Annotated in this window: 22 protein-coding genes and 1 riboswitch; of the genes, 8 read left to right on the top strand and 14 right to left on the bottom strand. The window is 67.4% G+C overall.

The window, feature by feature from the left end; translation table 11 throughout:
• Positions 1–12: 12 nt before the first annotated feature.
• On the bottom strand, positions 13–786 hold the full coding sequence (locus AC3IPM_RS01185; RefSeq protein WP_489302106.1) for a hypothetical protein: 774 nt from the start codon (positions 784–786) through the stop codon (positions 13–15).
• Positions 787–1,065: 279 nt separating this feature from the next.
• On the opposite strand from AC3IPM_RS01185, the gene AC3IPM_RS01180 reads away from it, so the two are divergent.
• The 4 genes from AC3IPM_RS01180 to pncA all read left to right on the top strand — a co-directional run bounded on the left by AC3IPM_RS01180 (position 1,066) and on the right by pncA (position 5,577).
• Complete coding sequence (locus AC3IPM_RS01180) at positions 1,066–1,362, top strand: HigA family addiction module antitoxin (protein WP_489302105.1); 297 nt, start codon at positions 1,066–1,068, stop codon at positions 1,360–1,362.
• Positions 1,363–1,408: 46 nt separating this feature from the next.
• A riboswitch (cobalamin riboswitch) is annotated at positions 1,409–1,643 on the top strand.
• Positions 1,644–1,857: 214 nt separating this feature from the next.
• Positions 1,858–4,155, top strand: a complete 2,298-nt coding sequence (metE, locus tag AC3IPM_RS01175; RefSeq protein WP_489302104.1) for a 5-methyltetrahydropteroyltriglutamate--homocysteine S-methyltransferase — start codon at positions 1,858–1,860, stop codon at positions 4,153–4,155.
• A 66-nt stretch (positions 4,156–4,221) separates the two neighbouring features.
• Entirely contained in the window at positions 4,222–4,893 is a 672-nt protein-coding gene (locus AC3IPM_RS01170) for an epoxyqueuosine reductase QueH (protein WP_489302103.1), read from the top strand.
• A gap of 57 nt (positions 4,894–4,950) precedes the next feature.
• Positions 4,951–5,577 carry a bifunctional nicotinamidase/pyrazinamidase gene (pncA, locus tag AC3IPM_RS01165; protein WP_489302102.1) on the top strand — a complete coding sequence of 209 codons (627 nt, stop codon included), beginning with the start codon at positions 4,951–4,953 and terminating at the stop codon, positions 5,575–5,577.
• Here pncA and purU read toward each other — a convergent pair whose 3' ends face one another.
• The 3 genes from purU to aceE all read right to left on the bottom strand — a co-directional run bounded on the left by purU (position 5,578) and on the right by aceE (position 10,174).
• Complete coding sequence (gene purU, locus AC3IPM_RS01160) at positions 5,578–6,429, bottom strand: formyltetrahydrofolate deformylase (RefSeq protein ID WP_489302101.1); 852 nt, start codon at positions 6,427–6,429, stop codon at positions 5,578–5,580. It abuts the gene before it with no gap.
• A 69-nt stretch (positions 6,430–6,498) separates the two neighbouring features.
• Positions 6,499–7,299 (bottom strand): hypothetical protein, encoded by an 801-nt coding sequence (locus tag AC3IPM_RS01155; protein ID WP_489302100.1) that lies wholly within the window; start codon positions 7,297–7,299, stop codon positions 6,499–6,501.
• Between the two features lie 208 nt (positions 7,300–7,507).
• Entirely contained in the window at positions 7,508–10,174 is a 2,667-nt protein-coding gene (aceE, locus tag AC3IPM_RS01150; RefSeq protein WP_489302099.1) for a pyruvate dehydrogenase (acetyl-transferring), homodimeric type, read from the bottom strand.
• 121 nt (positions 10,175–10,295) lie between these two features.
• Between aceE and AC3IPM_RS01145 the strand changes: the two genes are divergently transcribed.
• A complete protein-coding gene (locus AC3IPM_RS01145) occupies positions 10,296–11,228 on the top strand; it encodes a substrate binding domain-containing protein (protein WP_489302098.1) in 933 nt (310 codons plus the stop codon).
• Positions 11,229–11,270: 42 nt separating this feature from the next.
• Here the strand turns inward: AC3IPM_RS01145 and AC3IPM_RS01140 are convergent, their stop codons facing one another.
• The 5 genes from AC3IPM_RS01140 to AC3IPM_RS01120 form a co-directional block, all read right to left on the bottom strand.
• Complete coding sequence (locus AC3IPM_RS01140) at positions 11,271–12,416, bottom strand: NADH:flavin oxidoreductase/NADH oxidase (RefSeq protein ID WP_489302097.1); 1,146 nt, start codon at positions 12,414–12,416, stop codon at positions 11,271–11,273.
• Between the two features lie 82 nt (positions 12,417–12,498).
• The gene (locus AC3IPM_RS01135; RefSeq protein WP_489302096.1) at positions 12,499–13,320 is read right to left on the bottom strand and encodes an NAD-dependent protein deacetylase; all 822 of its coding nucleotides are present in this window, start codon (positions 13,318–13,320) and stop codon (positions 12,499–12,501) included.
• 44 nt (positions 13,321–13,364) lie between these two features.
• Positions 13,365–13,778, bottom strand: a complete 414-nt coding sequence (locus AC3IPM_RS01130; RefSeq protein WP_489302095.1) for an acyl-CoA thioesterase — start codon at positions 13,776–13,778, stop codon at positions 13,365–13,367.
• 136 nt (positions 13,779–13,914) lie between these two features.
• Positions 13,915–14,934, bottom strand: coding sequence for a ribonucleotide-diphosphate reductase subunit beta (locus tag AC3IPM_RS01125; RefSeq protein ID WP_489302094.1), 1,020 nt, complete (start codon positions 14,932–14,934; stop codon positions 13,915–13,917).
• A gap of 231 nt (positions 14,935–15,165) precedes the next feature.
• The gene (locus tag AC3IPM_RS01120; protein ID WP_489302093.1) at positions 15,166–17,577 is read right to left on the bottom strand and encodes a ribonucleoside-diphosphate reductase subunit alpha; all 2,412 of its coding nucleotides are present in this window, start codon (positions 17,575–17,577) and stop codon (positions 15,166–15,168) included.
• A 590-nt stretch (positions 17,578–18,167) separates the two neighbouring features.
• On the opposite strand from AC3IPM_RS01120, the gene AC3IPM_RS01115 reads away from it, so the two are divergent.
• Complete coding sequence (locus AC3IPM_RS01115; RefSeq protein ID WP_489302092.1) at positions 18,168–18,998, top strand: DUF2884 family protein; 831 nt, start codon at positions 18,168–18,170, stop codon at positions 18,996–18,998.
• A 32-nt stretch (positions 18,999–19,030) separates the two neighbouring features.
• Here AC3IPM_RS01115 and zapE read toward each other — a convergent pair whose 3' ends face one another.
• Both zapE and AC3IPM_RS01105 read right to left on the bottom strand, forming a co-directional pair.
• Positions 19,031–20,131: a cell division protein ZapE gene (gene zapE / locus AC3IPM_RS01110; protein WP_489302091.1), complete on the bottom strand. Its 1,101-nt coding sequence runs from the start codon at positions 20,129–20,131 to the stop codon at positions 19,031–19,033.
• A complete protein-coding gene (locus AC3IPM_RS01105) occupies positions 20,128–20,811 on the bottom strand; it encodes an alpha/beta hydrolase (RefSeq protein WP_489302090.1) in 684 nt (227 codons plus the stop codon). The genes zapE and AC3IPM_RS01105 overlap by 4 nt, the downstream gene beginning before the upstream one ends.
• Before the next feature lie 42 nt (positions 20,812–20,853).
• Between AC3IPM_RS01105 and AC3IPM_RS01100 the strand changes: the two genes are divergently transcribed.
• The gene (locus AC3IPM_RS01100) at positions 20,854–21,714 is read left to right on the top strand and encodes an EamA family transporter (protein ID WP_489302089.1); all 861 of its coding nucleotides are present in this window, start codon (positions 20,854–20,856) and stop codon (positions 21,712–21,714) included.
• A 30-nt stretch (positions 21,715–21,744) separates the two neighbouring features.
• Here the strand turns inward: AC3IPM_RS01100 and AC3IPM_RS01095 are convergent, their stop codons facing one another.
• From AC3IPM_RS01095 to AC3IPM_RS01085, 3 genes are all read right to left on the bottom strand, one after another.
• Positions 21,745–23,187 carry an ExeM/NucH family extracellular endonuclease gene (locus AC3IPM_RS01095; RefSeq protein ID WP_489302088.1) on the bottom strand — a complete coding sequence of 481 codons (1,443 nt, stop codon included), beginning with the start codon at positions 23,185–23,187 and terminating at the stop codon, positions 21,745–21,747.
• A gap of 153 nt (positions 23,188–23,340) precedes the next feature.
• Positions 23,341–23,859, bottom strand: a complete 519-nt coding sequence (locus AC3IPM_RS01090; RefSeq protein WP_489302087.1) for a c-type cytochrome — start codon at positions 23,857–23,859, stop codon at positions 23,341–23,343.
• Between the two features lie 114 nt (positions 23,860–23,973).
• Positions 23,974–24,579, bottom strand: coding sequence for a TetR/AcrR family transcriptional regulator (locus tag AC3IPM_RS01085; protein ID WP_489302086.1), 606 nt, complete (start codon positions 24,577–24,579; stop codon positions 23,974–23,976).
• A gap of 169 nt (positions 24,580–24,748) precedes the next feature.
• Here AC3IPM_RS01085 and AC3IPM_RS01080 point away from each other — a divergent pair, with 169 nt between their 5' ends.
• On the top strand, positions 24,749–25,912 hold the full coding sequence (locus AC3IPM_RS01080) for an isovaleryl-CoA dehydrogenase (protein WP_489302085.1): 1,164 nt from the start codon (positions 24,749–24,751) through the stop codon (positions 25,910–25,912).
• The last annotated feature ends 9 nt before the right edge of the window (positions 25,913–25,921 follow it).

The raw sequence follows: 25,921 nt of genomic DNA, 5'->3' as shown, positions 1-25,921 counted from the left end.
GCAAGAGGGCATTCAGGAGGCGCATGTCTTCACCAGCGGCTGGGCGCGTGCGGCGGCCAGCTCCGCAGCGGTGCTGGGCACCGGACCGGCGGGGAATTCCACCCGCACCTGCGGGAAGCGACCCTGCGCATCACGGATGTTGCCGGTGCCGCTGAACTGCAGCAGGCGCGGGCTGTTGGCCGCATACACCAGGGTCACTGCCGGCACCGCGAAACCGAACCAGGCGTCGAGCTTCATCTGCAGTTTTTCGGCCGGCTGGCCTTGCCATTGCACGGTGCCGACGCGCTGCAGGCGCAGCGGTACCAGCCGATGCCGGCTCGGCAGCAGGAACTGGAAGGCCACGCTGCGACCGGCCTGCAAGGTGTCCCAATGACCGAGCACGGCGGCGTCGAAACCGGCGTCGACCACCGCCTCGGCCGGAACCGCGATGGCGCGGCTGACCCGGTCGGCGTGCGCGTCTTCACGCACGTACACGCTGCGGGCACCGGCGGTGACCTGCACACCTTCCTGGTAGCCGGTGCGCGCATCCTCAAAGGCGAAATCAGGCGTCTGCGCGCTGCCCTGCGGGGTCATCCACTTGCGCGCGAAGGCGCGGCCATCGGCGCAGCGGTACAGCACCAGCCGCGATTGGGTCGCGGCGGGGCCCTGCAGCCAGTGGCTCTCGCGGTACAGCAGCGCGCCGCCGCTGGCCGCATAGGCGCGCCCCTCCTGACGCTGCACGTTCTGGGCGGCGGCAGGCAGGCACGGCAGGGCAAGCATCGCTATCGGCAGCAGCAGGGTTCGCATGGGGTCGGCACCACGGTGGGCTTGCAGAGAGATACGCAGCAGACGCCGTTATGGATGCAGGGGCCGGAGCGGTTGAGCAGACTGGGCGCCGCAGCGCGGTAGTCGCGTTGAACCCGCGCCGGATACTACCGCTTTACGTTACTAACGCGCTACGATACTATTCGTTCTACTGGATCCGCCATGTCCATCCGCGCGTTCCGTTGCACTGCGACTTGGCGCTTGGACCGCCACAGGCCCGACCGACGTCGAGATCTGCGATTACCACTGAGGAACATCACCATGCGTTCCATCCCCTATCCCCATCCGGGCGAGATCCTGCAGGAAGAATTCCTCATCCCGTTCGGGCTCAGCCAGTACAAGCTGGCCCAGCGCATCGGCGTACCGCAGACCCGCATCAGCGAGATCATCGCCGGGCGCCGCAGCATCAGTGCCGATACCGCGCTGCGCCTGGCGCGCTTCTTCGGTACCGCCGACATCTTCTGGCTGAACCTGCAGATGGCGCACGACGCAGCCCAGGCCCGCGACGCGCTGGCCGACGTGCTGGCCGGTATCGAGCCCTATCACCACGCCGCCTGAGCACCACCGGCGTCATCACCCCGCTTGACCATCCCCGCGCCAAGACCTATCGTGTGCTCGCCGAAGGTATCCATCTCTTCATGCAGATGAAGGGATGGGTTTAAACGGGAATCCGGTGAAGGCGCCTTGTGCGCCCATTCCGGAGCTGCCCCGCAGCGGTGAATGGAAACGAATCCTGCCAACAGCACTGGGCCTTACCGCCTGGGAAGCGGCAGGTAGTAGGTAGGCGCGTTGCGCCTGGGTCCATCAGCCCGAATACCGGCCCCGGCCGGGGGACACGACCGTCCCCTGATTCGACCTGGAACGTCCGCGGGGAGGTTGCCGGGGCCTGCCGCCATGCCGTCAGCGTGGCGCTGCCCCCGTGCGTCCGCTCCACGACATCCGGTTCGCCCGCGGGGGCGAAGGTCGCTGGCGGGGCGGGCGCGGCAGCAATGCCGTGGACGGCGCGCGGTTCCTTCGTTCCTCAATGCCGCTTATGCAATGAGGACACGTTCCATGACCACTGTTACCAACCTGGGTTTTCCCCGCATCGGCGCCAAGCGCGAACTGAAGCGGGCACTTGAGCAGTACTGGGCCGGCGAGAGCAACGCCGACGCCCTGCAGGACACCGCGCGTTCGCTGCGTACCCGCCACTGGCAGCTGCAGCGCGAAGCGGGCGTGGATGTGCCGCCGAGCAACGACTTCAGCTTCTACGACCAGGTGCTGGATACCGCGTTCCTGTTCGATGCGATCCCGGCCCGCTACCGCGCGCTGGCCGATGCCGAGCCGCTGGCCGGCTACTTCGCCATGGCCCGTGGCCTGCAGCGCGATGGCATCGACCTGCATGCGCTGGAAATGACCAAGTGGTTCGACACCAACTACCACTACCTGGTGCCCGAACTGAAGGCCGGCCAAGGCTTCGCGCTGCGTGGTGACAAGCCGCTGGCCGAATACCGTGAAGCCAAGGCGCTGGGCATCCAGACCCGTCCGGTACTACTGGGCCCGGTCAGCTTCCTGCTGCTGTCCAAGACCACCGATGGCAGCCATGCGCTGGACCTGCTGGACGCGCTGCTGCCGGTGTATGTGCAGCTGCTGTCGGCCTTGCGCGATGCCGGTGCGGACTGGGTGCAGCTCGATGAGCCGGTGCTGGTGCAGGACCTGGACGACGCCACCCGCGCCGCATTCGAGCGCGCCTATGCCGTACTGGGTGAGGCCGCACGCCCCAAGCTGCTGGTCGCTACCTACTTTGGTGCACTCGACGACAACCTGGCACTGGCCGCCGCGCTGCCGGTGGATGGCCTGCACGTGGACCTGGTGCGTGCACCGGAACAGCTGGACGCGGTGATCAAGGCACTGCCGGCCGGGCGCGTGCTGTCGGCCGGCCTGGTCAACGGCCGCAACATCTGGCGTACCCACCTGGACAACGCGCTGGTGCTGGCCCGCTATGCGCATGGCCACCTGGGCCCGGACAAGCTGTGGCTGGCACCGTCGTGTTCGTTGCTGCACAGCCCGGTCGATCTGGGCCTGGAAACCAAGCTGGACGATGAGCTGCGCGGCTGGCTGGCGTTCTCGCGGCAGAAGCTGCAGGAACTGCGCCTGCTGGCCGATGCGCTGGACGGCAAGCCGCACGCCGAGGCCGGGTTGGCCGAATCGCGCCAGCGCATCGAATCGCGCCGGCAGTCGCCACGCGTGCACAAGCCCGAGGTGGCCGCACGCCTGGCCGCGTTGACCCCGGCCGATGCGCAGCGCCACAGCCGCTACCCGCAGCGCCACCTGGCCCAGGCCGCCGCGCTGAAGCTGCCGCGCTTCCCCACCACCACCATCGGCTCGTTCCCGCAGACGCTGGAAGTGCGCGAGGCGCGGGCGCGCAACAAGTCCGGCAAGCTCTCCGATGCCGACTACGATGCCTTCCTGGCCACCCAGACCGAACACTGCGTACGCGTGCAGGAACAGATCGGGCTGGACGTGCTGGTGCACGGTGAGTTCGAACGCAACGACATGGTCGAGTACTTCGGCGAGCAGCTCGATGGCTTCGCCTTCACCAAGAACGGCTGGGTGCAGAGCTACGGCTCGCGCTGCGTGAAACCGCCGGTGATCTTCGGCGATGTCACCCGCCCGCAGCCGATGACGGTGCGCTGGTCGCAGTACGCACAATCACTGACCGAGCGCCCGATGAAGGGCATGCTGACCGGCCCGGTAACGGTGCTGCAGTGGTCGTTCGTGCGCGATGACCAGTCGCGTGCCGATACCTGCCGGCAGATCGCGCTGGCCCTGCGCGATGAAGTGCTGGACCTGGAAGCGGCCGGCATCGGCGTGATCCAGATCGACGAGCCGGCCATCCGCGAAGGCCTGCCGCTGCGCCGTGCGCAGTGGCGCGACTACCTGGACTGGGCGGTGGAAGCGTTCCGGATCAGTGCCAGCGGCGTGCGCGATGCCACCCAGATCCACACCCACATGTGCTACTCCGAGTTCAACGACATCATCCATTCGGTGGCGGCGATGGATGCCGACGTGATCTCAATCGAAACCTCACGTTCGCGCATGGAGCTGCTGGATGCGTTCGTGCGCTTCCAGTACCCCAACGAGATCGGCCCGGGCGTGTACGACATCCACTCCCCGCGCGTGCCGGACAAGGAGGAGATGCTGGCGCTGCTGCGCAAGGCCGCCGAAGTGCTGCGCCCGGAGCAGATCTGGGTCAACCCCGACTGCGGCCTGAAGACCCGTGGCTGGAAGGAAACCCGGGCGGCGCTGGAGGCCCTGGTGGCCGCCGCACGCCAACTGCGTGACGAGAACGCTGAAGCCAGCGCCGCCTGAGCGGTGTAGCCACCCCCAAGGACCGCACCGCCGCCGTTGCCGGCGGTGCGGTCGATGAGATTACGCATGACCGAACTGATCCGCCCCACCCTGTTCCTGCCCGACGGCCACACCCGGCTGCTGCTGCATTCGTGCTGCGCCCCGTGCTCGGGCGAAGTCATGGAGGCCATCACCGCCTCCGGCATCGACTACACGATTTTCTTCTACAACCCCAATATCCACCCGGTGAAGGAATACGAACTGCGCAAGCAGGAGAACATCCGCTTCGCCGAGCAGCATGGCGTGCCCTTCGTGGACGCCGACTACGACACCGACAACTGGTTCGCGCGGGCGCGTGGCATGGAGAACGAGCCCGAACGCGGCATCCGCTGCACGATGTGCTTCGACATGCGCTTCGTGCGTACCGCGCTGTACGCGCACGAACATGGCTTCCCGGTCATCAGCAGCTCGCTGGGCATCTCGCGCTGGAAGGACATGAACCAGATCAACGACTGCGGCCAGCGCGCCGCCACCCACTACCCGGGCATCCAGTACTGGGACTACAACTGGCGCAAGGGCGGCGGCGCCTCGCGCATGGTGGAAATCAGCAAGCGCGAGCAGTTCTATCAGCAGGAGTACTGCGGCTGCGTGTACTCCTTGCGCGACGCCAACCGCCACCGCCGCGAGAACGGCCGTGAACGTATCAAGATCGGGCTGCTGTATTACGGGCAGGACAACGGTGCGCCCACGGGCGATTGACGTGCGTGCGAGGGGCGGCCACGCTGGTCGTCCCTCTTCCGTTGTGCCGGACCTGCCATGAGCGCCCTCCCCGCCGATGTCGCCCTGCTGGTGATCGACCTGCAGCCGGACTTCATGCCCGGGGGCACGCTGGCCTGCGAACAGGGCGACGCGCTGGTCGCGCCGATTGCCGCCCTGCTGGCGCAGCGCCGTTACCGCACCGTGGTGGCCACCCAGGATTGGCACCCGGCCGACCATGCCTCCTTTGCCAGCCAGCACCCCGGGCATCTGCCGTTCGAAGCGATCCTGCTGCACGCGCAGCCGCAGACGCTATGGCCGGACCACTGCGTGCAGGGCAGCGCAGGTGCCGCGCTGCACGCGGGCGTGGACTGGGCCGTGGCCGACCTGATCCTGCGCAAGGGCACCCGCCAGCAGGTGGACTCCTACAGCGCCTTCCGCGAGAACCACGGCCCGGACGGCAGCCGCCCCGCCACCGGCCTGGCTGGCTGGTTGCACGAACGCGGCATCCGCGAGGTGCATGTGTGCGGCCTGGCGCGCGACTACTGCGTGCTGTGGAGTGCGCAGGATGCGGTGAAAGCCGGGTTCCGGGTCAAATTCCATTGGAACCTGACCCGGCCGGTCACCGAGGCCAACGACGCGATGGTGCGCGAGGCGCTGGCCAAGGCGAAGATCGCGATCCTCTGATCAGCGGAACACCACCGTGCGGTGGCCGTTGCGCAGGATGCGGTGCTCCACGTGGCGGCGCACTGCGCGCGCCAACACCTGTGATTCGGTATCGCTGCCCAGCCGCACCAGGTCACGCGGGGTCATGGCATGGTCCACGCGCGCCACGTCCTGTTCGATGATCGGGCCTTCATCCAGGTCTTCGGTGACGTAGTGCGCGGTGGCGCCGATGATCTTGACCCCACGCGCGTGCGCCTGGTGGTACGGCTGCGCGCCCTTGAAGCTGGGCAGGAAGCTGTGGTGGATGTTGATCGCGCGGCCGGCCAGCGCCTGGCACAGCCGCGGCGAGAGGATCTGCATGTAGCGCGCCAGCACCACCAGGTCGATGGCCTCACGCTCGACCAGGTCGATGATCTGCTGTTCCTGCACGGCGCGGTTGTCGGCGTTCACCGGCAGGTGATGGAACGGCACCCCGTAGGAACCGGCCAACGCGGCAAAGTCGTCGTGGTTGGAGGCCACGGCGGCAATCTCCACCGGGAGCTGGCGGCTGTGCGTGCGGAACAGCAGGTCGTTCAGGCAGTGCCCCTGCTTGCTGACCAGCACCAGCAGCCGGGCCTTGCGGCGCGCATCGTGCAGTTGCCAGTCCATCTGGTACTCGGCTGCCAGCGTGGCCATGCGGGCCTCCACATCGGCCAGCGACAGGGCCACGGCGCGATCGAAGTGCACGCGCAGGAAGAACCGGCCGCTTTCCTCGTCACCGAACTGCTGGGCATCGAGGATGTTGCAGCCCAGCTCGAACAACAGGCCGGACACGCGGTAGACAATCCCGGTACGGTCCGGGCATGACAGGGTGAGAATGGAATCAGGGCGCATCGTGCGAGTGTAAATGAGCATCGTGCGCACGCGGACGATGCTCTCAGATGCAACCAAGCCGGGCGCTGCTCAGCGCAGTTCGGCCTCCAGTGCCTGCCTCAATCCGGTCAACTCCGCACCACCGCCGCTCCAGCCGCTGGCGGTGCCGATGACCTTGCCATCGCGGACCAGATGGAACACGGGCGTACTGCTCAGATCGAAACCGATCCAGGACGGATCGGAGACTGCCGCCTGCATGGGCAAGGCGGGATGGGCCCGGTTCCAGTCCCGCATGTCCCGTTCCGGCCAGTTCTGTCCGTTCTGTACCACCAGCTGCAGATACGGTTGAAGCCAGGCATAGTCCGGGTTGTCCACGATCTCCTCGAGCGCGCGCCGGGAAAAGCCGCAGTAGGGATGGACCATGGCGATGACATGCACGCCATCGGTGGCCAGCCCGGCGCGTTCCACCACACCCGGTTCGGCAAGACGCAGCAGCGGACGCGCCATCAGGGTGTCGCCCCGGATCGTGGGCAGTACCGGGCCAGGGGTGTCCATGCGTGCGCGGAGCGCGTTGGCGTCCTCGAAGCGGCGCGCCGCCAGCAACGCGCCGCGCAGCTGTCGATGGTGGTCCTGTTCGAGGCGACCGTGCGCGTCGAGTGCGGCGTGCAGGCAGCGCAATCGTGCCAACAGGCCTGCATCGCGCTCATAGAACCCCAGCAACGCCGTGGCCTGGAACAGATCGTCCAGTTGATCTGCGGAAACAGTGCTGCAGCCGGTGTCGGTCAACACCTCGGGTACGCCGGCCGCGTAGGTCTTGTGAAGAGCACGTAGCCGGTCTGGTACGGAAACGAGTGGCTGTTGCTGGTCAATCTGCCGCAGTTGGTTGAACAAGCTGGGTTCGGCTGCCAACGCTGCGGGAGCCATGAGGTTCAACAGCAGGCCGAGCAGTATCCACCACACGGTATACAGGGACGATGCGCACTTCCTTGTCTGCATGGCGAGGTGATCCTGCTGCGTGGCCGAGCCGGCAACATAGCCCGGCCCGCCGCGTCGATGCCGTGACTGTGCTCACGGCATCGCAGGATTCAATCGCTACGCCTTACACCGTCGCCGGATCCACCTTGTCCGGGTTGATCGCATACCGATCGAGCGCGACCTTCACCTGGCTGCGTTCGACCAGGCCGTCATCGGCCAGCACCTTCAACGCGGCAAGCACGATGAAATGGCGGTCCACTTCAAAGAACGTACGCAGCGATTCACGCGTATCCGAGCGGCCGAAACCATCGGTGCCCAACGCGATGAAACGGCGGCCGTCGACGAACGGGCGGATCTGGTCGGCCACGATCTTCATGTAATCCGTGGCCACCACCACCGGGCCGGGATGCCCGGCCAGGCACTGCTGCACGTAGGGCACGCGCGGCTCGCCTTCGGGATGTAGCAGGTTCCAGCGCTCCACCGCCAGACCATCGCGGCGCACTTCGGTCAGGCTGGTGGCGCTCCAGATGTCACTGGCGATGCCGAAATCCTGTTCCAGCAGCGCGGCGGCGGCTTCCACTTCGCGCAGGATCGAACCACTGCCCATCAGCTGTACGCGCGGCGCCGCGTTGGCGCTGGCGGCGCGCAGCAGGTACAGGCCCTTGAGGATGCCCTGCTCGGACCCTTCCACCAGCGCCGGGTGCGGGTAGTTCTCGTTGAGCAAGGTGATGTAGTAGTAGATGTCTTCCTGGTCCACGTACATCCGGCGCAGGCCATCCTGGATGATCACCGCCAGTTCGGCGTTGTAGGTGGGGTCGTAGGAAATGCAGCTGGGAATCACCGAGGACAGCACGTGGCTGTGGCCGTCATCGTGCTGCAGGCCCTCGCCCATCAGCGTGGTACGCCCGGACGTGGCACCGAGCAGGAAGCCGCGGGTGCGTGCATCGGCAGCGGCCCAGGCCAGATCGCCCACCCGCTGCAGGCCGAACATCGAGTAGAAGATGTAGAACGGAATCGTGGCCAGGCCGTGGTTGCTGTAGGCGGTACCGGCGGCGATCCACGAGCAGATCGCACCGGACTCGTTGATGCCTTCCTGCAGGATCTGGCCGTCCTTGGCCTCCTTGTAATAGCTGAGCTGGCCGGCGTCCTGCGGGGTGTACAGCTGGCCGAGGTAGGAATGGATGCCGATCTGGCGGAACAGGCCTTCCATGCCGAACGTGCGCGATTCATCGGGCACGATCGGAATGATCAGCTTGCCCAGTTCAGGGTCCTTGAGCAGCGTGGTGAGGATGCGCACGAAGCCCATCGTGGTGGACTGGCCGCGCTCGCCGCTGCCCTGCAGCTGGCTGGCGAAGGTGGACAGCGGCGGCACCGGCAGCGCCTCGACCGTGGCCAACCGGGCCGGCAGTTGTCCGCCCTGGGCCTGGCGGCGCTGCGCGAAGTAGCGTTCTTCGTCGCTGCCGGGTACCGGGCGCAGGTAGGGCATGTCTTCGAGCTGATCGTCGCTGACCGGCAGGTTGAAGCGGTCGCGGAAGGCGCGCACCGCATCGGCGCTCATCTTCTTGAGCTGGTGGTTGATGTTCTGGCCTTCACCGGCCTCGCCCATGCCGAAACCCTTGACCGTCTTGGCCAGGATCACGCTCGGCCGGCCCGCGGTGGCCACCGCCTGCGCGTAGGCGGCATGCACCTTCTGTGGATCATGCCCGCCGCGGGTCAGCGCCCAGATGTCGTCGTCGCTCATGTCGGCCACCAGCGCGAGCAGCTCGGGATAGCGGCCGAAGAAATGCTCGCGCACGTAGGCACCGCTCTGCGACTTGAAGGTCTGGTAGTCGCCGTCCACGCATTCCATCATCCGCTGCAGCAGCAGGCCGCTGCGGTCCTTGGCCAGCAGCGCGTCCCAGCCGCCGCCCCAGAGCACTTTGATCACGTTCCAACCCGCGGCGCGGAAGGTGCCTTCCAGCTCCTGGATGACCTTGGCGTTGCCGCGCACCGGGCCGTCCAGGCGCTGCAGGTTGCAGTTGACCACGAACACCAGGTTGTCCAGCCGCTCGCGCCCGGCCACGGAAATGGCGGCCAGCGATTCGGGCTGGTCCATTTCGCCATCGCCCAGGAATGCCCAGACCTTGCGGCCCTGGTGCTCCTTCAGGCCACGGTATTCCAGGTAGCGCATGTAGCGCGCCTGGTAGGCGGCGGTGAGCGGGCCCAGCCCCATCGAGACGGTGGGGAACTGCCAGAAGTCCGGCATCAGGCGCGGGTGCGGGTACGAGGACAAGCCATCGCGGTCGGCTTCGCGGCGGAAGTTGTCCATCTGTTCCGCGCTGAACCGGCCTTCCAGGTACGCGCGCCCGTAGATGCCCGGTGCGGAATGGCCCTGGATGTAGATCATGTCGCCGCCGAAACTGTCGGTGCGGCCACGGAAGAAGTGATCGAAGCCGACGTCGTACAGCACCGCGGCGGACTGATAGGTGGCGATGTGGCCCCCCACGTTGGAGTGCTTGCCGGCGCGCAGCACCATCACCATCGCATTCCAGCGGATCATCGCGTTGAGCCGGCGCTCGATGGCCAGGTCGCCGGGGTAGGCCGGCTGGCGTTCGAGCGGGATGCTGTTGACGTAGGCCGTCCACGCACGCGTCTGCAGGTCGCCGTGGCGCTGCACGTCCAGGTCGGTGAGCTGGTCGATCAGGTACTGCGCGCGCGGGCGACCGGCGACGTCGGTCACCGCCTCCAGCGCTTCACGCCACTCCTGGGTTTCCACGGGATCGGTATCGAGGGGGGCGAGCGCAGGGGTCACGGGCAAACTCCGGGGAAGGCAGCCAGCACGATAGGAGCCCGCCGTGGAGGCCGATAGACGGGGCCGGCTTCGCTCTTTCTAAAGACAATCTTTGCAATGACCGGCGAGAATGGTCGCCATCATGAATATTCTCCAGTCAATCCGCAGTTTCATCCGTACCGCCGACGCCGGCAGCCTCGCTGCGGCCGCGCGCACCCTGGGCATCAGCGCGGCGGCGGTCGGGCAGAACATCGCGCGGCTGGAGGCGCACCTGGGGGTGCGGCTGTTCAACCGCACCACCCGCCAGCTGGCGCTGACCGAACGCGGCGCGCTGTACCTGGCGCAGGTGCGCTACATCGAGCGCGACCTGCAACGCGCCCAGGCCGCAGTGACCGACCTGGATGCCACGCCTGAAGGCCGCCTGCGCATCGCCTGCAGCACGTCCTTCGGGCGGCACAAGCTGGCCCCGCTGCTGCCTTCGTTGAAGGCGCGGTATCCGCGGCTGGCGATCGAGCTGATGCTGGCCGACCGCAACGTGGACCACGCGCGCGAAGACGTGGACGTGAGCATCCGCATCGAGCCACAGCTGGAGGAAGGCCTGGTGGCACGGCCAATCGCGCAGGTGCCGTTCGTGTTCTGCGCAGCGCCCTCGTATCTGGCGCGTACCGGCGTGCCGCGCACACCCGAAGCACTGCGCGAACACCGCTGCCTGCTGTTCCGGCATCCGCAGGATGGGCGCCACCTGCGCTGGGGATTCGTGCGCGATGGGTTGCGCTTCGACGCCGAGGTGAGTCCGGCGCTGGTCAGCGATGACATCGATGCGTTGGCGGCGATGGCGCTGGCCGGCGGTGGCATCACCCGGCTGGCCGCATTCGTGGCCGCACCGTACCTGGCCCGCGGCGAGCTGCAGGCGCTGTTCGAAGGCAACGATGCCGGCGATGCACAGGCCTCACCAGAACCGATGCGTCTGTTCCTGTGCGTCAGCGACCGCCGCGACCTGACCCCGAAGGTGCGGGCGTTGATGCAGCACGTGGTCGATGGCCTGCCGGCGGAGTGGCGGGTCGACGTGGGATGAGCCGTGCAGGCGATGGCGGCTTGCCATCGCCTGCGGACGGTTTCAGCGTGGCGGTGCGATGAACACGCCGCGCGCTTCACGCGGTTCGCAGCGCAGGTACTGCGGCGCCGGTTCGAGCGAATCGCCGAGCGCGGCGGCGGCATGCCACGGCCAGCGCGGGTCGTAGAGGATGCCGCGGGCCAGCGCGATGGCGTCGGCGTGGCTGTGGCGCAGGATCGACTCGGCCTGGGCCGGGTCGGTGATCAAGCCCACCGCGATCACCGGCATGCGCAGCTTCTGCGCCTTGATCGCCTCGGCGAACGGCACCTGGTAGCCCGGCGACAGCGGAATCTGCTGGCGCGGGTCGTTGCCGCCGCTGGACACGTGCAGGAACTGGCAGCCCCGCCCATCCAGCACGTGCGCCAGGGTGGTGGTCTGTTCGATATCCCAGCCCCCGGCCACCCAGTCGCTGGCCGAGATGCGCACGCCCACTGCAATGCGCTCGGACACCGCTTCACGTACCGCATCGAACACGCGCACCAGCAGGCGCATGCGGTTCTGCAGCGAGCCGCCGTATTCGTCGTCGCGGCGGTTGCTCAGCGGCGACAGGAACTGGTGCAGCAGGTAGCCGTGCGCGGCATGCAGTTCGATCAGGTCCAGGCCGATCCGCTCGGCACGCTGTGCGGCCGCGACGAAGGCCTCGACCACCGCATCAATGCCGGCCAGGTCGAGCGCCTGCGGGGTCGGGTCGGTGGGGCTGAAGGGAATCGGCGAGGGCGCCTGGGTGGTCCAGGCGCGCGGGTCGGTCGCCGGCAGTGCGCCGCCGCCTTCCCAGGGGCGCGCCGAGGAGGCCTTGCGCCCGGCATGCGCCAGCTGCACGCCCAGCGGCATCGGCGACCAGCGCTTCACCGCGTCGATCACCTGCTTGAGCGCCGCTTCGGTGGCATCGTTCCACAGGCCCAGGTCGGCCCAGCTGATGCGCCCTTCGGGCAGCACGGCGGTGGCTTCCAGGATCAGCAGGCCGGCACCGGACTGGGACAGCTGGCCCAGGTGGATCTGGTGCCAGTCGTTGGCCAGGCCATCGGTGGAGGAGTACTGGCACATCGGGGCGATGACGATGCGGTTGGCCAGCGACAGCGGGCCAAAGAACACGGGGGAGAAAAGCTGACTCAAGGGGGACTCTGGCGGATGCGGGAAACCGGGCGCCATTGCACTCCTGTCTCGCGCGCGAGGCAACCGTGTCGATGGATCAGTGTTTCGTGGCAGTACACCTTTGCCGCCGCAAGGCCGCTCAGGCGCGGGCGGCGCTGGGCAGAAGGAAGGCCAGCGCGGGCGCGCAGGGCTGTTCGACCTTCAGGCTGAGCAGGTCGTCGGCGCGGGTGCGGCCCAGGTTGAGCGCGGCCACCGGCACACCGGCATTGGCGGCGGTCTGGACGAAGCGGAAGCCGGAATAGACCATCAGCGAGGAGCCGACCACCAGCACCGCGTCGGCGCGGGCCAGGTGCGCCTGCACGGTGGCGACGCGGTCGCGCGGGACGGTTTCACCGAAGAACACCACGTCCGGCTTCAGCACCCCGCCGCAGTGCGGGCAGGCCGGTACCTGGAAGGTGCTGAAGTCGACGTTCTCCAGGTCGGCATCGCCGTCCGGGGCCAGCGCGGCGTCGAGCTGGTCCCAGCCCGGGTTGTGGGCCAACAGGGTGTGCTGGAAGTCTTCACGCGGGATGTGGGCGTCGCAGCCCATGCAGCGCACCTGGTCGAGGCGGCCGTGCAGGTCGATGACGGCCTGGCTGCCGGCGCGCTGGTGCAGGCGGTCCACGTTCTGGGTGAGCAGTACTTCGAGCTGGCCGCGCGCTTCCAGCGCGGCCAGCGCGGCGTGGGTGCCGTTGGGGGCGGCCCGGCCGAAGCGCGGCCAGCCGAGCAGGCTGCGCGCCCAGTAGCGCTGGCGGGTAGCCAGCTCGCCCATGAAGGCCTGGTAGGTCACCGGCGGGGTGCGCTTCCACTGGCCATCGGCATCGCGGTAATCCGGGATGCCCGAGTCGGTGCTGCAGCCGGCGCCGGTGAGGACGAACAGGCGCTGGGCGCGGTGGATGAAGTCGGCGAGCGGGCTGGACATGGGAACCAGATGGGGTCGCAGGGCCGATCAGGCAATGGCGGGCATTACGGGCCGGGGATGGCCTCGGGCAGCGGCGGCACGGCGATGGGGTGACCGTCGGCGTCCAGGGCGATCATCACGAAGTGGCCGCGGGTGCAGAGTTTGCGCTCGCCGGTGTGCAGGTCTTCGGCGATCAGTTCCACTTCGACCTTCATCGAGCTGCGGCCCACTTCGACGATGCGGCCGATGGTCTCCACCATCTGGCCGATGCGGATCGGCAGCTTGAAATCGACCTGGTCCGAGCGCGCGGTGACCACGGTGCGGCGCGAGTAGCGGGCGGCGGCGAGGAAAGCGGCCTTGTCCATCCATGCCAGCGCCTGGCCACCGAACAAGGTGCCCAGGTGGTTGGTGTGGTTGGGGAAGACGATCTCGGCCATGCTGATTTCAGTGGGCGCGAGGGGGTCGGGGGTCGGGGACATGGCGGTGGCCGGTTGTGTTTGGGGTTCGGCGCGGATGATACGGCAGGGAGTGTGAGTGGGAGGGCGGGCGGGGGGCTGAAACGAAAAACCCCGGCGGTGGCCGGGGTTTTTCAGTGTCGCGTTCGTGCGGTCGGAATCAGAACGACATGTCGAACGACACTTCGCCCTGCACGCCCACCTGGTAGGCCGAGGAGCGGCGTTCGAAGAAGTTGGTCAGTTCCTGCACGTCCTGCAGTTCCATGAAGCTGAGCGGGTTGCGCACGTTGTACTTGCGCTCCATGCCCAGGCGGTGGAAATGGTTGTCGGCGCAGTGCTGCAGGTACTGGCGCATGTCGCGGGTGGAAATGCCCGCCACGCCGCCGGACAGCACGTCTTCGGCGAACTGGACTTCGCATTCGATGGCTTCGGCCAGCATGTCATAGACCTGCTGCTTCATCGCATCGTCGAACAGGTCCGGCTCTTCCTCGCGGATCACGTCCACGCACTCGAAGGCGAAGTCCATGTGCGCGCTTTCGTCGCGGAACACCCAGTTGGTCCCCGAGGCCAGGCCGTTGAGCAGGCCGCGCGAACGGAAGTAGTACACGTAGGCGAAGGCGGCAAAGAAGAACAGGCCTTCGATGCAGGCGGCGAAGCAGATCTGGTTGAGCAGGAACTGGCGGCGCTCTTCGCGCGTTTCGATGCGGCGCAGGTCCTGGATCGAGTCGATCCACTTGAAGCAGAAATCGGCCTTCTTCTTGATCGAGTCGATGTTCTCCACCGCCGCGAACGCTTTGACGCGCTCGTCCGGATCGGGCAGGTAGTTGTCGAGCAGGGTCAGGTAGAACTGCACGTGCAGCGCTTCTTCGTACAGCTGGCGCGACAGGTACATGCGCGCTTCGGGCGCGTTCAAGTGCTGGTACAGGTTCAGCACCAGGTTGTTGGACACGATCGAGTCGCCGGTGGCGAAGAACGCGACCAGGCGATGGATCAGGTGGCGCTCGCCCGGCGACATCTTGCCGTGCAGGTCGCTGATGTCGATCTGGAAATTGATTTCCTCGACGGTCCAGGTGTTCTTGATCGCGTTGCGATACATGTCATAGAACTGCGGGTAGCGCATCGGGCGCAACGTCAGTTCAAAACCGGGATCGAGCAACATCTGCTTGGGCTTGTCGGCCATGGGAATTCCTTGATTCAGTGGCGGCCTCCCGATCGGGGAGGCGTCGAAAGACCCGCGCGTGTGCGCGGCGGGCTTCCGGCATCGCAGGCGCGCCTGCGGTGACAGCGGTATCGGGGGTGGAGCAGCCGGGCGTGGCCCGGCGGTGTAACGGTGTCGATCATGTTTCGTACCGACCAACGGTCGGTACCTACCGCAGCGGGAGGTGCCGGCCCGTTGGGCCGGCACGCCTTTTTATTGGCACGCCTCGCAGCTTTCCGGGTTCTCCAGCGAGCAGGCCACGGCTTCGTCCGGGCTGAACACCTTCTCCGGTGCGGCATGCGAACCCTGGCTGATCGTGGTCTTGGCGATCTTGGTGGCCGGACGCGAACGCAGGTAGTAGGTGGTCTTGATGCCCTGCTTCCAGGCGTACATGTACATGGAGGACATCGCGCCGATGTTCGGGCTTTCCATGAACAGGTTGAGCGAGGCGGACTGGTCGATGAACGCGCCGCGTTCGGCGGCCATGTCGATCAGCGAGCGCATCGGCAGTTCCCACGCGGTGCGGTAGATGTGGCGCAGCGTTTCCGGGATCTGCGGAATGCCCTGGATCGAGCCTTCGGCGAGCTTGATCGCATCGCGCATTTCCGGCGTCCAGTGGCCCAGCTTCTTCAGCTCGTTGACCAGGTAGCGGTTGACCTGCAGGAAGTCACCGGACAGGGTTTCGCGCTTGAACAGGTTGGACACCTGCGGCTCGACGCACTCGTAGCAACCGGCGATCGAGGCGATGGTGGCGGTCGGGGCAATCGCGATCAGCAGCGAGTTGCGCAGGCCATGTTCCTTGATGCGCTCGCGCAGGGCATCCCAGCGGGCGGCATCTTCGGGCACCACGTTCCAGGCATCGAACTGCAGCTCGCCGCTGGCCGCACGGGTGTCGGCGAAGGACGGGTGCTTGCCGCGTTCCTGGGCCAGTTCGACCGAGGTCTCCAGCGCGTGGAAGTAGATGGTCTCGGCGATCTTCTTCGACAGCGCGCGGGCTTCGGCACTGTCAAAGGCCAGGCGCTTGCGGAAGAACACGTCCTGCAGGCCCATGCAGCCCAGGCCGACCGGACGCCAGCGCAGGTTGCCGCGGCGGGCGGTTTCGATCGGGTAGAAGTTCAGGTCGATGACGCGGTCGAGCTGGCGCACGGCCAGGCGCACGGTGTCGGCCAGCTTGTCGTAGTCGAACTCGCCGTTGCCGTCGAAGTGGTTGCCCAGGTTGATCGAGCCCAGGTTGCACACCGCGGTTTCTTCGGCCGAGGTGATTTCCAGGATTTCGGTGCACAGGTTGGACAGGTGGATCACGTTGCCGGCGCGCAGCGTCTGGTTGCTGGCGCGGTTGCACTTGTCCTTGAAGGTCATCCAACCGTTGCCGGTCTCGGCCAGGGTGCGCATCATCCGCGAGTACAGCTTGCGCGCGGAGATGGTGCGGTTGGCCTTGCCCTGGGCTTCGGCCTGCAGGTAAGCCTGCTCGAAGGCTTCACCAAACAGGTCGGTGAACTCGGGCACCACGCGCGGATCGAACAGCGACCATTCCTGGTCGGCCTCCACGCGCTTCATGAACAGGTCCGGGATCCAGTTGGCCAGGTTCAGGTTGTGCGCACGGCGCGACTCGTCACCGGTGTTGTCACGCAGCTCGAGGAAGTCCTCGATGTCGGCGTGCCAGGTTTCCAGGTACACACAGGCCGCGCCCTTGCGCTTGCCCCCCTGGTTCACCGCAGCGACCGAGGAATCCATGGTCTTGAGCCACGGCACGATGCCGTTGGAATGGCCGTTGGTCGACTTGATCAACGAACCACGCGAACGCACGCGGCTGTAGCTGACGCCGATGCCGCCGCTGAACTTGGACAGCTGGGCAATATCGCCGTACTTGGAATAGATCGACTCCAGCGAATCCTGCGGGGAATCGAGCAGGAAGCACGAGGACAGCTGCTCGTGGGTGGTGCCGGAGTTGAACAGGGTCGGGCTGGACGGCAGGTAGTCCAGGCTGCCCATGCGCTTGTACAGCGCCAGGGTTTCCGGCACGTCTTCGCTCAGTGCACTGGCGATGCGCAGGAAGAACTGCTGCGGGGTCTCGATCACCTTGCGGGTGTGCGGATGGCGCAGCAGGTAGCGGTCGTACAGGGTACGCAGGCCGAAGTAATCGAAATTCAGGTCAAGCGAGATGTCGATCGCATCGTTGAGCTTGCGCGCGTTGGTCTGCACGAAGTTCAGCAGGCGGTCGTTGATCAGGCCCACTTCGTGGCCACGGCCAACCGACTGGGAGAAGGCGTAGATTTCCTGGCCCGACACTTCCTTGGCGATGAAGTTGGCCAGCAGACGCGCGGCCAGACGGCCATATTCAGGTTCTTCACCGATCAGCAGCGCCGAGGTGCGGATCGACAGTTCGTCCAGCTCCTGGGTGGTGGCACCGTTGTACAGGCCGGAGATGGTGCGGGTGGCCACGCGCATCGGATCAACCGAATGCAGGCCCTCGGCCGAGCGCTGCACGGCGCGCACGATCTTGTTCAGGTCCACCAGTTCGGTAGTGCCGTTGCGCTTGGTGACGCTCATGGCGGTGGCCGTGGGCGGCGAGGTCAGCAGGAACTCGCTTTCCTTATCGATGGCTGCGCTGGTTTCGGTGCTCACGGCGTTTTCCTCTTGGCGTGATGTGGGGTGGCACAGCGTCTGGCCTGCTTGGCAGGCGCCGGACCGGCGCAGGGTCTCTCAGGGTGGACCAACGGTGTCGCAGGAGCCGCGACTGGCGCAGGCAGGCCTGCGCGGGCGGTTCCCCTGTCTCACCGGTCCTCTCCCCCTGGAGAGTGTTGCGACCCGTTCCGCACGCTGTACTTCGTGCTGTTGTCAGTAGGTCTTCAGGCCAATGGCGTGAAGGCGATATACCCGACGACTTGTGGTCGCCGGGACCGACGGCCACAAGATAGTGGGGGTACCGGGGATCGTCAACGCCAAATGTAGTGAAAATGGGCAATCCCTTGCGGCGCAAGGATTCCTCCTGGAGGGCATCCGACGAGCGGTCTGGACCCGTCGAAAGCACGTGCGCAGTCAAGGCCGGAACAGCCATTCCGGATGCGACGCAGGGGCGCGGAAAACAGAACAGCGACCCTCACAGGACCCTAACATCGCCCGCCCGGTTGCCGCCGGTCAGGGTGACTTCCGACCCGCGCAGGCCCCCACCGCCAGTGCGAGGCTGGACCCACTCCCTGCTCCGAGCCCGCCGCATGCGCCTGCCCCTGACCGGATGTCTGTCGTTGAGCCTGGCGCTGGCCATCGGCGCCCCCGTGGCAGCGGCCGCCGAGAAGGGCGCGGGGCTGCAGCTCAACTCGCGCCAGTGCGGGGTCAGTACGCCTTACAACGTACTGGTGGACAGTGGCGGGATCTGGCTGCGCCAGCGCGACCAGGTGCCGGCGGAGATCTTCTTCCACGATGGCGAACTGAACATCGACCGCCAGCCGATCCCGGTCAGCGCCGCCGATGCGCAGCGCCTGCGCCAGCTCGAATGGGGCACCCGGCAGCTGGTACCGGCGGTGGCCGGGGTGGCCGGCGGGGCGGTCGACATCGCCTTCGATGCGTTCGGGGCCACCGTGGAGATCCTCAGCGGCAGCCGACGCAAGGCCAAACAGGTGGACAGCCTGCGCGCGGACGCCCACGACTACGTCGGCCGCACCCTGGGCCGCGGCATCTGGGAACAGGACGATTTCAACGCAGGCTTCGAGCAGCACGTCGAACAGGCGGCCGAGTCGGTGGCCAGTTCGCTGGCCAGCGGCATGATGTGGTCGATGTTCACCGGCGCCGCTGCCCGCATCGAGGCCCGTGCCGAGAAGATGGAGGTCGAGCTGGACCAGCGCATGGAGGTGCGCGCGCAGGCACTGGAAGGCCAGGCCGAGGCGCTGTGCACGCAGGTGCTGGCCTTGGACCAGCTGCAGCAGGCGCTGGAAGTGCGCTACCAGGGCAAGCCGCTGGCGATGATGGTGATGGACCGCGACGAGGACGCCGCAGCGGTCTCCCATGAGCAGCCGCACACCAACGCGCTGGCGCTGCCCAAGCCCTGAGCGGGCAGCGGTAGCGCCGCACACGCGCCGCACTACGCCCGGTGCGGCGTGCCCAGGTATTCGGCGCTCTGCATTTCGATCAGGCGCGAGGCGGTGCGTTCGAACGCGCCCTGCAGGCGGACGCCCGAGTACAGCGCGACCGGGCTGTCGGTGGCGGTGCAGACAATGTTGACGTGGCGGTCGTACAGCTCATCGATCAGGTTGACGAAGCGCCGTGCCGCGTCCTCGTTGAGTTTGTCGAAATGCGGAATGTCGCCCAGCAGCAAGGTGTTGAACTCATGCGCGATCTCGATGTAGTCCGACGGACCGCGCGGGCCCTCGCACAGCGCCTTGAAATCGAACCAGACGATGCTCTTGCCGCGCCCACGCACCGGGATCTTGCGGCTTTCGATTTCGATGTTGCCGGCCTTGGCCGGCTGGCCGCCGCTGAGCTCAGCCCAGCGCGAGGCCAGCCACGCATCGCTGCCGGCGTCACGCGGGGCCTGGTACACCGGCGAGCGGGTCAGCGCGCGCATCCGGTAATCCTCGGTGCCCTCGGCGTACAGCTCCACGCAGTAGGTCTGCAGCAGGCCGATCGCCGGCATGAAGCTGTCACGCTGCAGGCCGTTGAGGTACAGGTTCTCCACGGCGGTGTTGGAGGTGGTCACCAACGTCACGCCTTCGGCGAACAGGCGCTCCAGCAGGCGCGCCAGCAACATGGCATCGCCGATGTCGGTAACGAAGAACTCGTCCAGCACCAGCACGCGCAGCTTGCTGCGCCATTCCTGGGCGATCTTCGCCAGCGGGTCGCTCTGTCCCTGGTGCTCGCGCAGGCGCTCGTGGATGCCACGCATGAAGCGGTGGAAATGGGTGCGGTATTTCTGCTCGATCGGCAGGCCGTCATAGAACAGATCGACCAGGAAGGTCTTGCCGCGCCCCACCCCGCCCCAGAAGTACAAACCCTTGACCGGCTCGGGCTTCTTCCAGAAGGCCGACAGCCGGTCCAGCCAGCCGTCCTGGGCGCTGTCCACCAGGGCCGTGTGGATGCGATCGAGCTCGGCCAGCGCGGCGTGCTGGGCCGGGTCGTTCTGCCATTCGCCCCGGGCCACGCCCTCGGCGTAGCGCTGCGACGGGGTCATTGCCTGCTCACTCATGCCGCGCTGCTGTCCGGCTGCGGCAGCCAGTGCTTGACGCCGTGGGTGAGCGCGCCGCGCAGATCGATCAGCTTGCGATGGAAGAAGTGGCTGGTGTCGGGCATGCGCACCAGTTCGTGCGGCGCCTCCAACGACGCCAGCCAGTCATACACGGCCTGCGGGTCGACGATTTCGTCCTGCTCGCCCTGGATCACCAGCCACTGGGCCGGCGGCTGCACGCCGCTGAAGTCCCAGCGCCCGGCCGGCGGTGCGATCGAGATCAGCGCGTCGGGCTGCAGCGCACCGCTCGCCTTGAGCGAGACGAACGCACCGAAACTGAAGCCGGCCAGCCACAGGCGCTGATCCGGGCGCTGCGCGCGGACCCAGGCCACCACGGCTGCCAGGTCGTCCTGCTCACCAATGCCATGGTCGAAACTGCCGGCCGAGGCGCCCACGCTGCGGAAGTTGAAGCGCACCGTGGTGATGCCCAGCGCGCGCAGGGTGGTGGCGACCATGGTCACCACCTTGTTGTGCAGGGTGCCGCCTTCGGTGGACAGCGGGTGGCAGATCACCGCCACGATCGGCTGCACCGGCGCATCGCCGGTGGGCAGGTCGACAGCGACCTCCAGCGGGCCGACCGGGCCGGCCAGGGTGAGGGGGCCGGACGCGGCAGGGAACGTGGGGACGTGGGGATTTTGCATGGCACCATGATAACGTCCCCCGCCGCTGGCCTGTCCCCGCCCATGCTCTACCTCTCTTTGGCCGTGCTCTGCAGCGTGCTGGTGTCCGTGCTGCTCAAGCTGGCCACGCGCCATCGCCTGGATGTGGCGCAGATGGTTACCTGGAACTACCTGGTGGCCGCCACCCTGACCGCCAGCGTGCTGCAACCGCCGCTGGACAGCCTGCGTGCACCGCACGCGCCGTGGCTGGCGCTGCTGACGCTGGCGGTGGTGCTGCCGGCGATCTTCCTGGTGCTGGGCCGCGCGGTGGCGGTGGCCGGGATCGTGCGCAGCGATGTGGCCCAGCGGCTGTCGCTGCTGCTCTCGCTGATCGCCGCGTTCGCGTTCTTCGGGCAGACCGCCACGCCGTGGAAGCTGGCCGGGCTGGGCCTGGGGCTGGTGGCGATGGTGGCCATCAGCGCGCGCCCCCGCGGACCGGCGGTGGAGGCCAGCGCAGGCAACTGGCGCTGGTTGCTGGGCGTCTGGATCGGGTTTGCGGTGGTGGACATCCTGCTCAAGCAGGTGGCGCTGTCGGGCACGCCCTCGATGGCGGCCCTGCTGGTCTGCTTCAGCCTCGCCTTCGTGCTGATGCTGGCGCTGCAGTTGTGGCGGCACGTGACCGGGCGCAGCCCGATGGCCTGGCGCAACCTCGGCGCCGGCGCACTGCTGGGGCTGTTGAACGGCGGCAACATCCTGTTCTACGTGCACGCCCACCAGGCGTTGCCGACCAGCCCGGCCACCGTGTTCGCGGGCATGAACATCGGCGTGGTGGTGCTGGGCGCGGTGGTGGGCATGGCCGCCTTCGGCGAGCCCACCACGCGCTGGAACCGCGCGGGCCTGGCCTTGGCGGTGGTGGCGATCGGGTTGATCGCCTGGGCCGCCTGACAGTCCCCCGCTTGCGCGGCCAGGATGTCCTTACCGGTCAAACCCCAGCAGCAGCGGATCATGGTCGGAACTGCGCCACGGGCCGGTTTCATTGCGGTCGCGGTAGCCCACGTCATCGGCCTCATCGGCATTGGTATGCCATTCGGCCGCGCCGCGCAGGCGTGCCGCCATGCCCGGGCTGAGCAGTGCGTGGTCCAGTCGCCCGCTCATGCCGTTGTAGACGTAGCTGTAGGGGCGCTCGACCTTGGCCACCGCGAAGGCATCGCGCCAGCCGGCATCGTGCAGGGTGCGGATCGGGTCTTCCATTGCATAGGCGTTGAAATCGCCCAGCAGCACGGCATCGGTGCTGCCAACACCGGTCGGGTCGGTACGCAGCCACTGGTCCAGCAGCTGCGCCGAGGCCACGCGGGTGGCGTTCCAGCAGGCCTGGTCGTCCTTCTGGTCGGCATCGGCGCCGCTGGCTTCCGAACAGCCCTTGGACTTGAAGTGGTTGGCCACCACCACGAACGGCGCACCCTGGCCGGCGCGGAACGCCTGCGCCAGCGGTACCCGGCTGTGCGGGCCGAACGGGCCCTGCTCCAGCACGGCCGGCGCGCCGACCGGGGTGACCTTGGAGGCACGGTAGATGATGCCGACCCGGATCGGGTTCTCGCCCGGGCCCTTGGCCGCATCGATGAAGCGCCAGTCGGCACCGGCACCGCGGTCGGCATTGAGCGCATCCACCAGCTGGGCGATCGCCGAGGTGGGGCCGTAGCCGTCGTTCTCCAGCTCCATCAGTGCGGCCACATCGGCACCGAGTGCATTGATGGTGCCCACCAGCTTGGTCTTCTGCGCCAGATGCTCGGCCGGCGTGCGTGCGCCGCGCAGGGTCGGGAAGCCACCGCCCTGGCCGTCACCGTTGAAGAAGTTCTCCAGGTTGAAGGCGGCCACGTGCAGCGTGCCGGCCACCACCGGTACCGCCGGGCGCTGCAGCGCGGGCAGCTGCAGGGGCTTGCTCAACTGCAGACGCGGCGTGCCCTTGGCGTCCACCCGCACGATCCCTTCGACATTGCGCAGCACCATGCCGGTACGCAGGTTGGCACCGGCCGGCAGGTAGGCCACCGGGCCCGGGTCGCGCGCGTCGCTGCCGTCGTCCAGCAACAGGCGGCGGTGCTGGTTGTCGGCGGCCACCTGGGCATGCCCGGCGGTGCGCGGTGCGGCCACTTCGCTGGGCTGCCACAGGCGCCCGCCGAAGGCCACGGTGAGCTCACCGAAGCGCGACAGCCCGTCGGTGCCGGCCAACGTCAGCGGCGCGGCGATGCGGACCTGCTTGCCCTCCAGTGCGCGCCAATCGTTGGGGGCGGCGGTCAGGGTGAGCGTGGCGCTGGCCGGGGCCGGCTGCGCCTGCGCCGTGGCGGTGCGTTGCGGCTGGGCGGCGTGGACGGTGCCGGACAGGGCCAGCGCGAGGGCGAACACAAGCGGGGAACGACGCATGGGCAACACGACTCCGGGAAAGTACGGCAAGTCTGGCAACAAAAGATGACCGGGCCATGTGCCCGTCAACGACCGTCGCCGATGGTAGCAACGCAACGACAACGCCGCCTTGCGGCGGCGTCGGTGGGCAGATCCGGCAAAGCCTGAACGGGCCTACTTGAGGTTGGCCAGCATCCAGTCGACGGTGGCGTGGATCTGCTCTTCGGTCAGCGCCGGGTTGCCACCCTTGGGCGGCATGATCCCGCCGTCCGGGCCGGTGTAGCCCTCCAGCGCGTGCTTGTAGAGGGTGTCCTTGCCCTGGGCGATGCGCGCATCCCAATGCCGGTGGTCCAGGGTCGGCGCATTGCCCACCCCGTTGGTATGGCAGGCAGTGCACAGGTTGTCGAAGATCACCTTGCCATCCTTGGTGCCGCCATAGGCCACCTGCGAGGCCGCCTTGGCCAGCGAGGCGGCCTTGGCAGCCGCCTGCGCGGCCGCGCCGGTACTGCCGGCGTAGACCGCACCGGCCGGGGCAATGCGCTGTTCGGTGCGCTTGACCGCCATCGGTGAGATTTCAGGGGGAATGCTGGTGTGCAGGTACGCAGCGAACAGAATCAGGCCGAGCGTGATGGCCATCAATAAGGCAATGACCATGGAAAAGCGTTTCAGGAACTCGAGGTCGTAATTCCGCACTCTCTATACCCCTGGCTGGTAGTCGTTGGACCACGGCTTGTTGCCCGAGTATGACCAGCGTCGGCGGGGCTCTGCAAGCCACGCCGGGGTGTCGCATTGCAACATCGGCACGGCTCAGGCGCCGGCCGCCCTCAGGCAGAAAACGCAGATCGACTCCACCAGTGCCACTTCATCGCCATGCGCGTCGCGGCTGGGTGCGGTCGGGCCGACCAGCGCTTCGGTGAAGGCACCGACGATGCAGGCTGCCGCGACATGGGTGTCCTGCGCCGGGAACGTGCCCGCCTCGATGCCGTCGGCGACGATGCGCCGGAACACCTCACCGAACAGCCGACGGCAGCGGATGCGCTCGGCTTCCACCTCCGGGTCGACCGGCTCGGCGATGAAGGCGTAAGCCAGCCCGGGCCCGGCGAGCGCGCGGCGGACGAAGGCGGTGATCGCCCGGCGCAGCCGTTCCGGGGCGGGCAGCGGCTCGGCCGCGATCGCCTCGAAGATGCGCAGCTCGTGCTCCACCGCGGCGGTCAGCACCTCCACGAACAGCTCGGCCTTGGACGGGAAGTGGCGGTAGATCAGCCCGGTGGAGACCCCGGCCTCGGCCGCCACGGCGGTCACCGGGGCATTGCGGTAGCCGCCGGCGGCAACCAGCACACGGGTGGCCAGCAGGATCCGTTCACGGGCTCCGGCCAGGCGTTCTTCCATCAGTGCAGAGCGTTTGTAGGCCATTTGTTGATTCTATGTTCAATTTTTGAATTTGTGTTCACTTCTTCCGCGAACCCCGCTACGCTGGGCCAAATCGCCCGTGGGACGGCCCTGAACCGCCGGACGGGTTGAGCCGCCCCAACCACCGCGTCCCCACCTGGCGCGTCCATCCAAGCAGTTGCGGAGTTGCCCCATGCACGTGCCCACCATGAACTTCGACCTCGGTGACGAGATCGACCTGCTGCGCCAGAGCGTGGCCCATTTTGCCTCGGCGCAGATCGCGCCGCTGGCGGCCAAGGCCGACGAAGAGAACCTGTTCCCGCACGCACTATGGCGCCAGCTGGGCGAACAGGGCCTGCTCGGCCTGACCGTGGAAGAAGAATACGGCGGCAGCGGCATGGGCTACCTGGCCCACGTGGTGGCGATGGAAGAAATTTCGCGCGCCTCCGGCAGCATCGGCCTGTCCTACGGCGCGCACTCCAACCTGTGCGTGAACCAGCTGCGCAAGAACGGTACCGAGGCGCAGAAGCAGCGCTTCCTGCCCGGCCTGTGCAGCGGTGAGAAGGTCGGCGCGCTGGCGATGAGCGAACCCGGCGCCGGGTCGGACGTGGTGTCGATGAAGCTGCGTGCCGACAAGCGTGGCGACCATTACGTGCTCAACGGCAACAAGATGTGGATCACCAACGGCCCGGATGCCGACGTGCTGGTGGTGTACGCCAAGACCGACGTGGACGCCGGTGCCAAGGGCATCACCGCGTTCCTGATCGAGAAGGGCATGAAGGGCTTCTCCACCGCGCAGAAGCTGGACAAGCTGGGCATGCGCGGCTCCAACACCTGCGAACTGGTGTTCGTGGACTGCGAAGTGCCGGCCGAGAACGTGCTGGGCAGCGTCGGCGGCGGCGTCAAGGTGCTGATGTCCGGGCTGGACTACGAGCGCGTGGTGCTGTCCGGCGGCCCGCTGGGGCTGATGTCCGCGGCGATGGACGTAGTGATGCCCTACGTGCACGAGCGCAAGCAGTTCGGCCAGGCGATCGGCACCTTCCAGCTGATCCAGGCCAAGCTGGCCGACATGTACGTGGGCCTCAATGCCTGCCGCGCCTATGTGTATGCGGTGGCGCGCGCCTGCGACCAGGGCCGCACCACCCGCCAGGATGCTGCCGGTGCGATCCTGTACTCGGCCGAGAAGGCCACCTGGCTGACCGGGCAGGCCATCCAGATCCTCGGTGGCAACGGCTACATCAACGAGTACCCGGCCGGCCGCCTGTGGCGCGATGCCAAGCTGTATGAAATCGGCGCCGGCACCTCGGAGATCCGCCGCATGCTGATCGGCCGCGAACTGTTCCAGCGCACCAAGTAAGGGCACCCC

This window comes from Stenotrophomonas sp. GL_111, from assembly GCF_057835245.1.
Note: the sequence above shows the minus strand (reverse complement) of the source record. Positions and strands in the feature narration are given on the sequence as shown.

What these genes read in the sequence shown, in the direction of transcription:
- AC3IPM_RS01185 (WP_489302106.1), bottom strand. Translation starts at nt 786, where the DNA reads ATGCGAACCCTGCTGCTGCCGATAGCGATGCTTGCCCTGCCGTGCCTG.
- AC3IPM_RS01180 (WP_489302105.1), top strand. Translation starts at nt 1,066, where the DNA reads ATGCGTTCCATCCCCTATCCCCATCCGGGCGAGATCCTGCAGGAAGAA.
- metE (WP_489302104.1), top strand. Translation starts at nt 1,858, where the DNA reads ATGACCACTGTTACCAACCTGGGTTTTCCCCGCATCGGCGCCAAGCGC.
- AC3IPM_RS01170 (WP_489302103.1), top strand. Translation starts at nt 4,222, where the DNA reads ATGACCGAACTGATCCGCCCCACCCTGTTCCTGCCCGACGGCCACACC.
- pncA (WP_489302102.1), top strand. Translation starts at nt 4,951, where the DNA reads ATGAGCGCCCTCCCCGCCGATGTCGCCCTGCTGGTGATCGACCTGCAG.
- purU (WP_489302101.1), bottom strand. Translation starts at nt 6,429, where the DNA reads ATGCGCCCTGATTCCATTCTCACCCTGTCATGCCCGGACCGTACCGGG.
- AC3IPM_RS01145 (WP_489302098.1), top strand. Translation starts at nt 10,296, where the DNA reads ATGAATATTCTCCAGTCAATCCGCAGTTTCATCCGTACCGCCGACGCC.
- AC3IPM_RS01140 (WP_489302097.1), bottom strand. Translation starts at nt 12,416, where the DNA reads ATGGCGCCCGGTTTCCCGCATCCGCCAGAGTCCCCCTTGAGTCAGCTT.
- AC3IPM_RS01135 (WP_489302096.1), bottom strand. Translation starts at nt 13,320, where the DNA reads ATGTCCAGCCCGCTCGCCGACTTCATCCACCGCGCCCAGCGCCTGTTC.
- AC3IPM_RS01130 (WP_489302095.1), bottom strand. Translation starts at nt 13,778, where the DNA reads ATGTCCCCGACCCCCGACCCCCTCGCGCCCACTGAAATCAGCATGGCC.
- AC3IPM_RS01125 (WP_489302094.1), bottom strand. Translation starts at nt 14,934, where the DNA reads ATGGCCGACAAGCCCAAGCAGATGTTGCTCGATCCCGGTTTTGAACTG.
- AC3IPM_RS01115 (WP_489302092.1), top strand. Translation starts at nt 18,168, where the DNA reads ATGCGCCTGCCCCTGACCGGATGTCTGTCGTTGAGCCTGGCGCTGGCC.
- zapE (WP_489302091.1), bottom strand. Translation starts at nt 20,131, where the DNA reads ATGAGTGAGCAGGCAATGACCCCGTCGCAGCGCTACGCCGAGGGCGTG.
- AC3IPM_RS01105 (WP_489302090.1), bottom strand. Translation starts at nt 20,811, where the DNA reads ATGCAAAATCCCCACGTCCCCACGTTCCCTGCCGCGTCCGGCCCCCTC.
- AC3IPM_RS01100 (WP_489302089.1), top strand. Translation starts at nt 20,854, where the DNA reads ATGCTCTACCTCTCTTTGGCCGTGCTCTGCAGCGTGCTGGTGTCCGTG.
- AC3IPM_RS01095 (WP_489302088.1), bottom strand. Translation starts at nt 23,187, where the DNA reads ATGCGTCGTTCCCCGCTTGTGTTCGCCCTCGCGCTGGCCCTGTCCGGC.
- AC3IPM_RS01085 (WP_489302086.1), bottom strand. Translation starts at nt 24,579, where the DNA reads ATGGCCTACAAACGCTCTGCACTGATGGAAGAACGCCTGGCCGGAGCC.
- AC3IPM_RS01080 (WP_489302085.1), top strand. Translation starts at nt 24,749, where the DNA reads ATGCACGTGCCCACCATGAACTTCGACCTCGGTGACGAGATCGACCTG.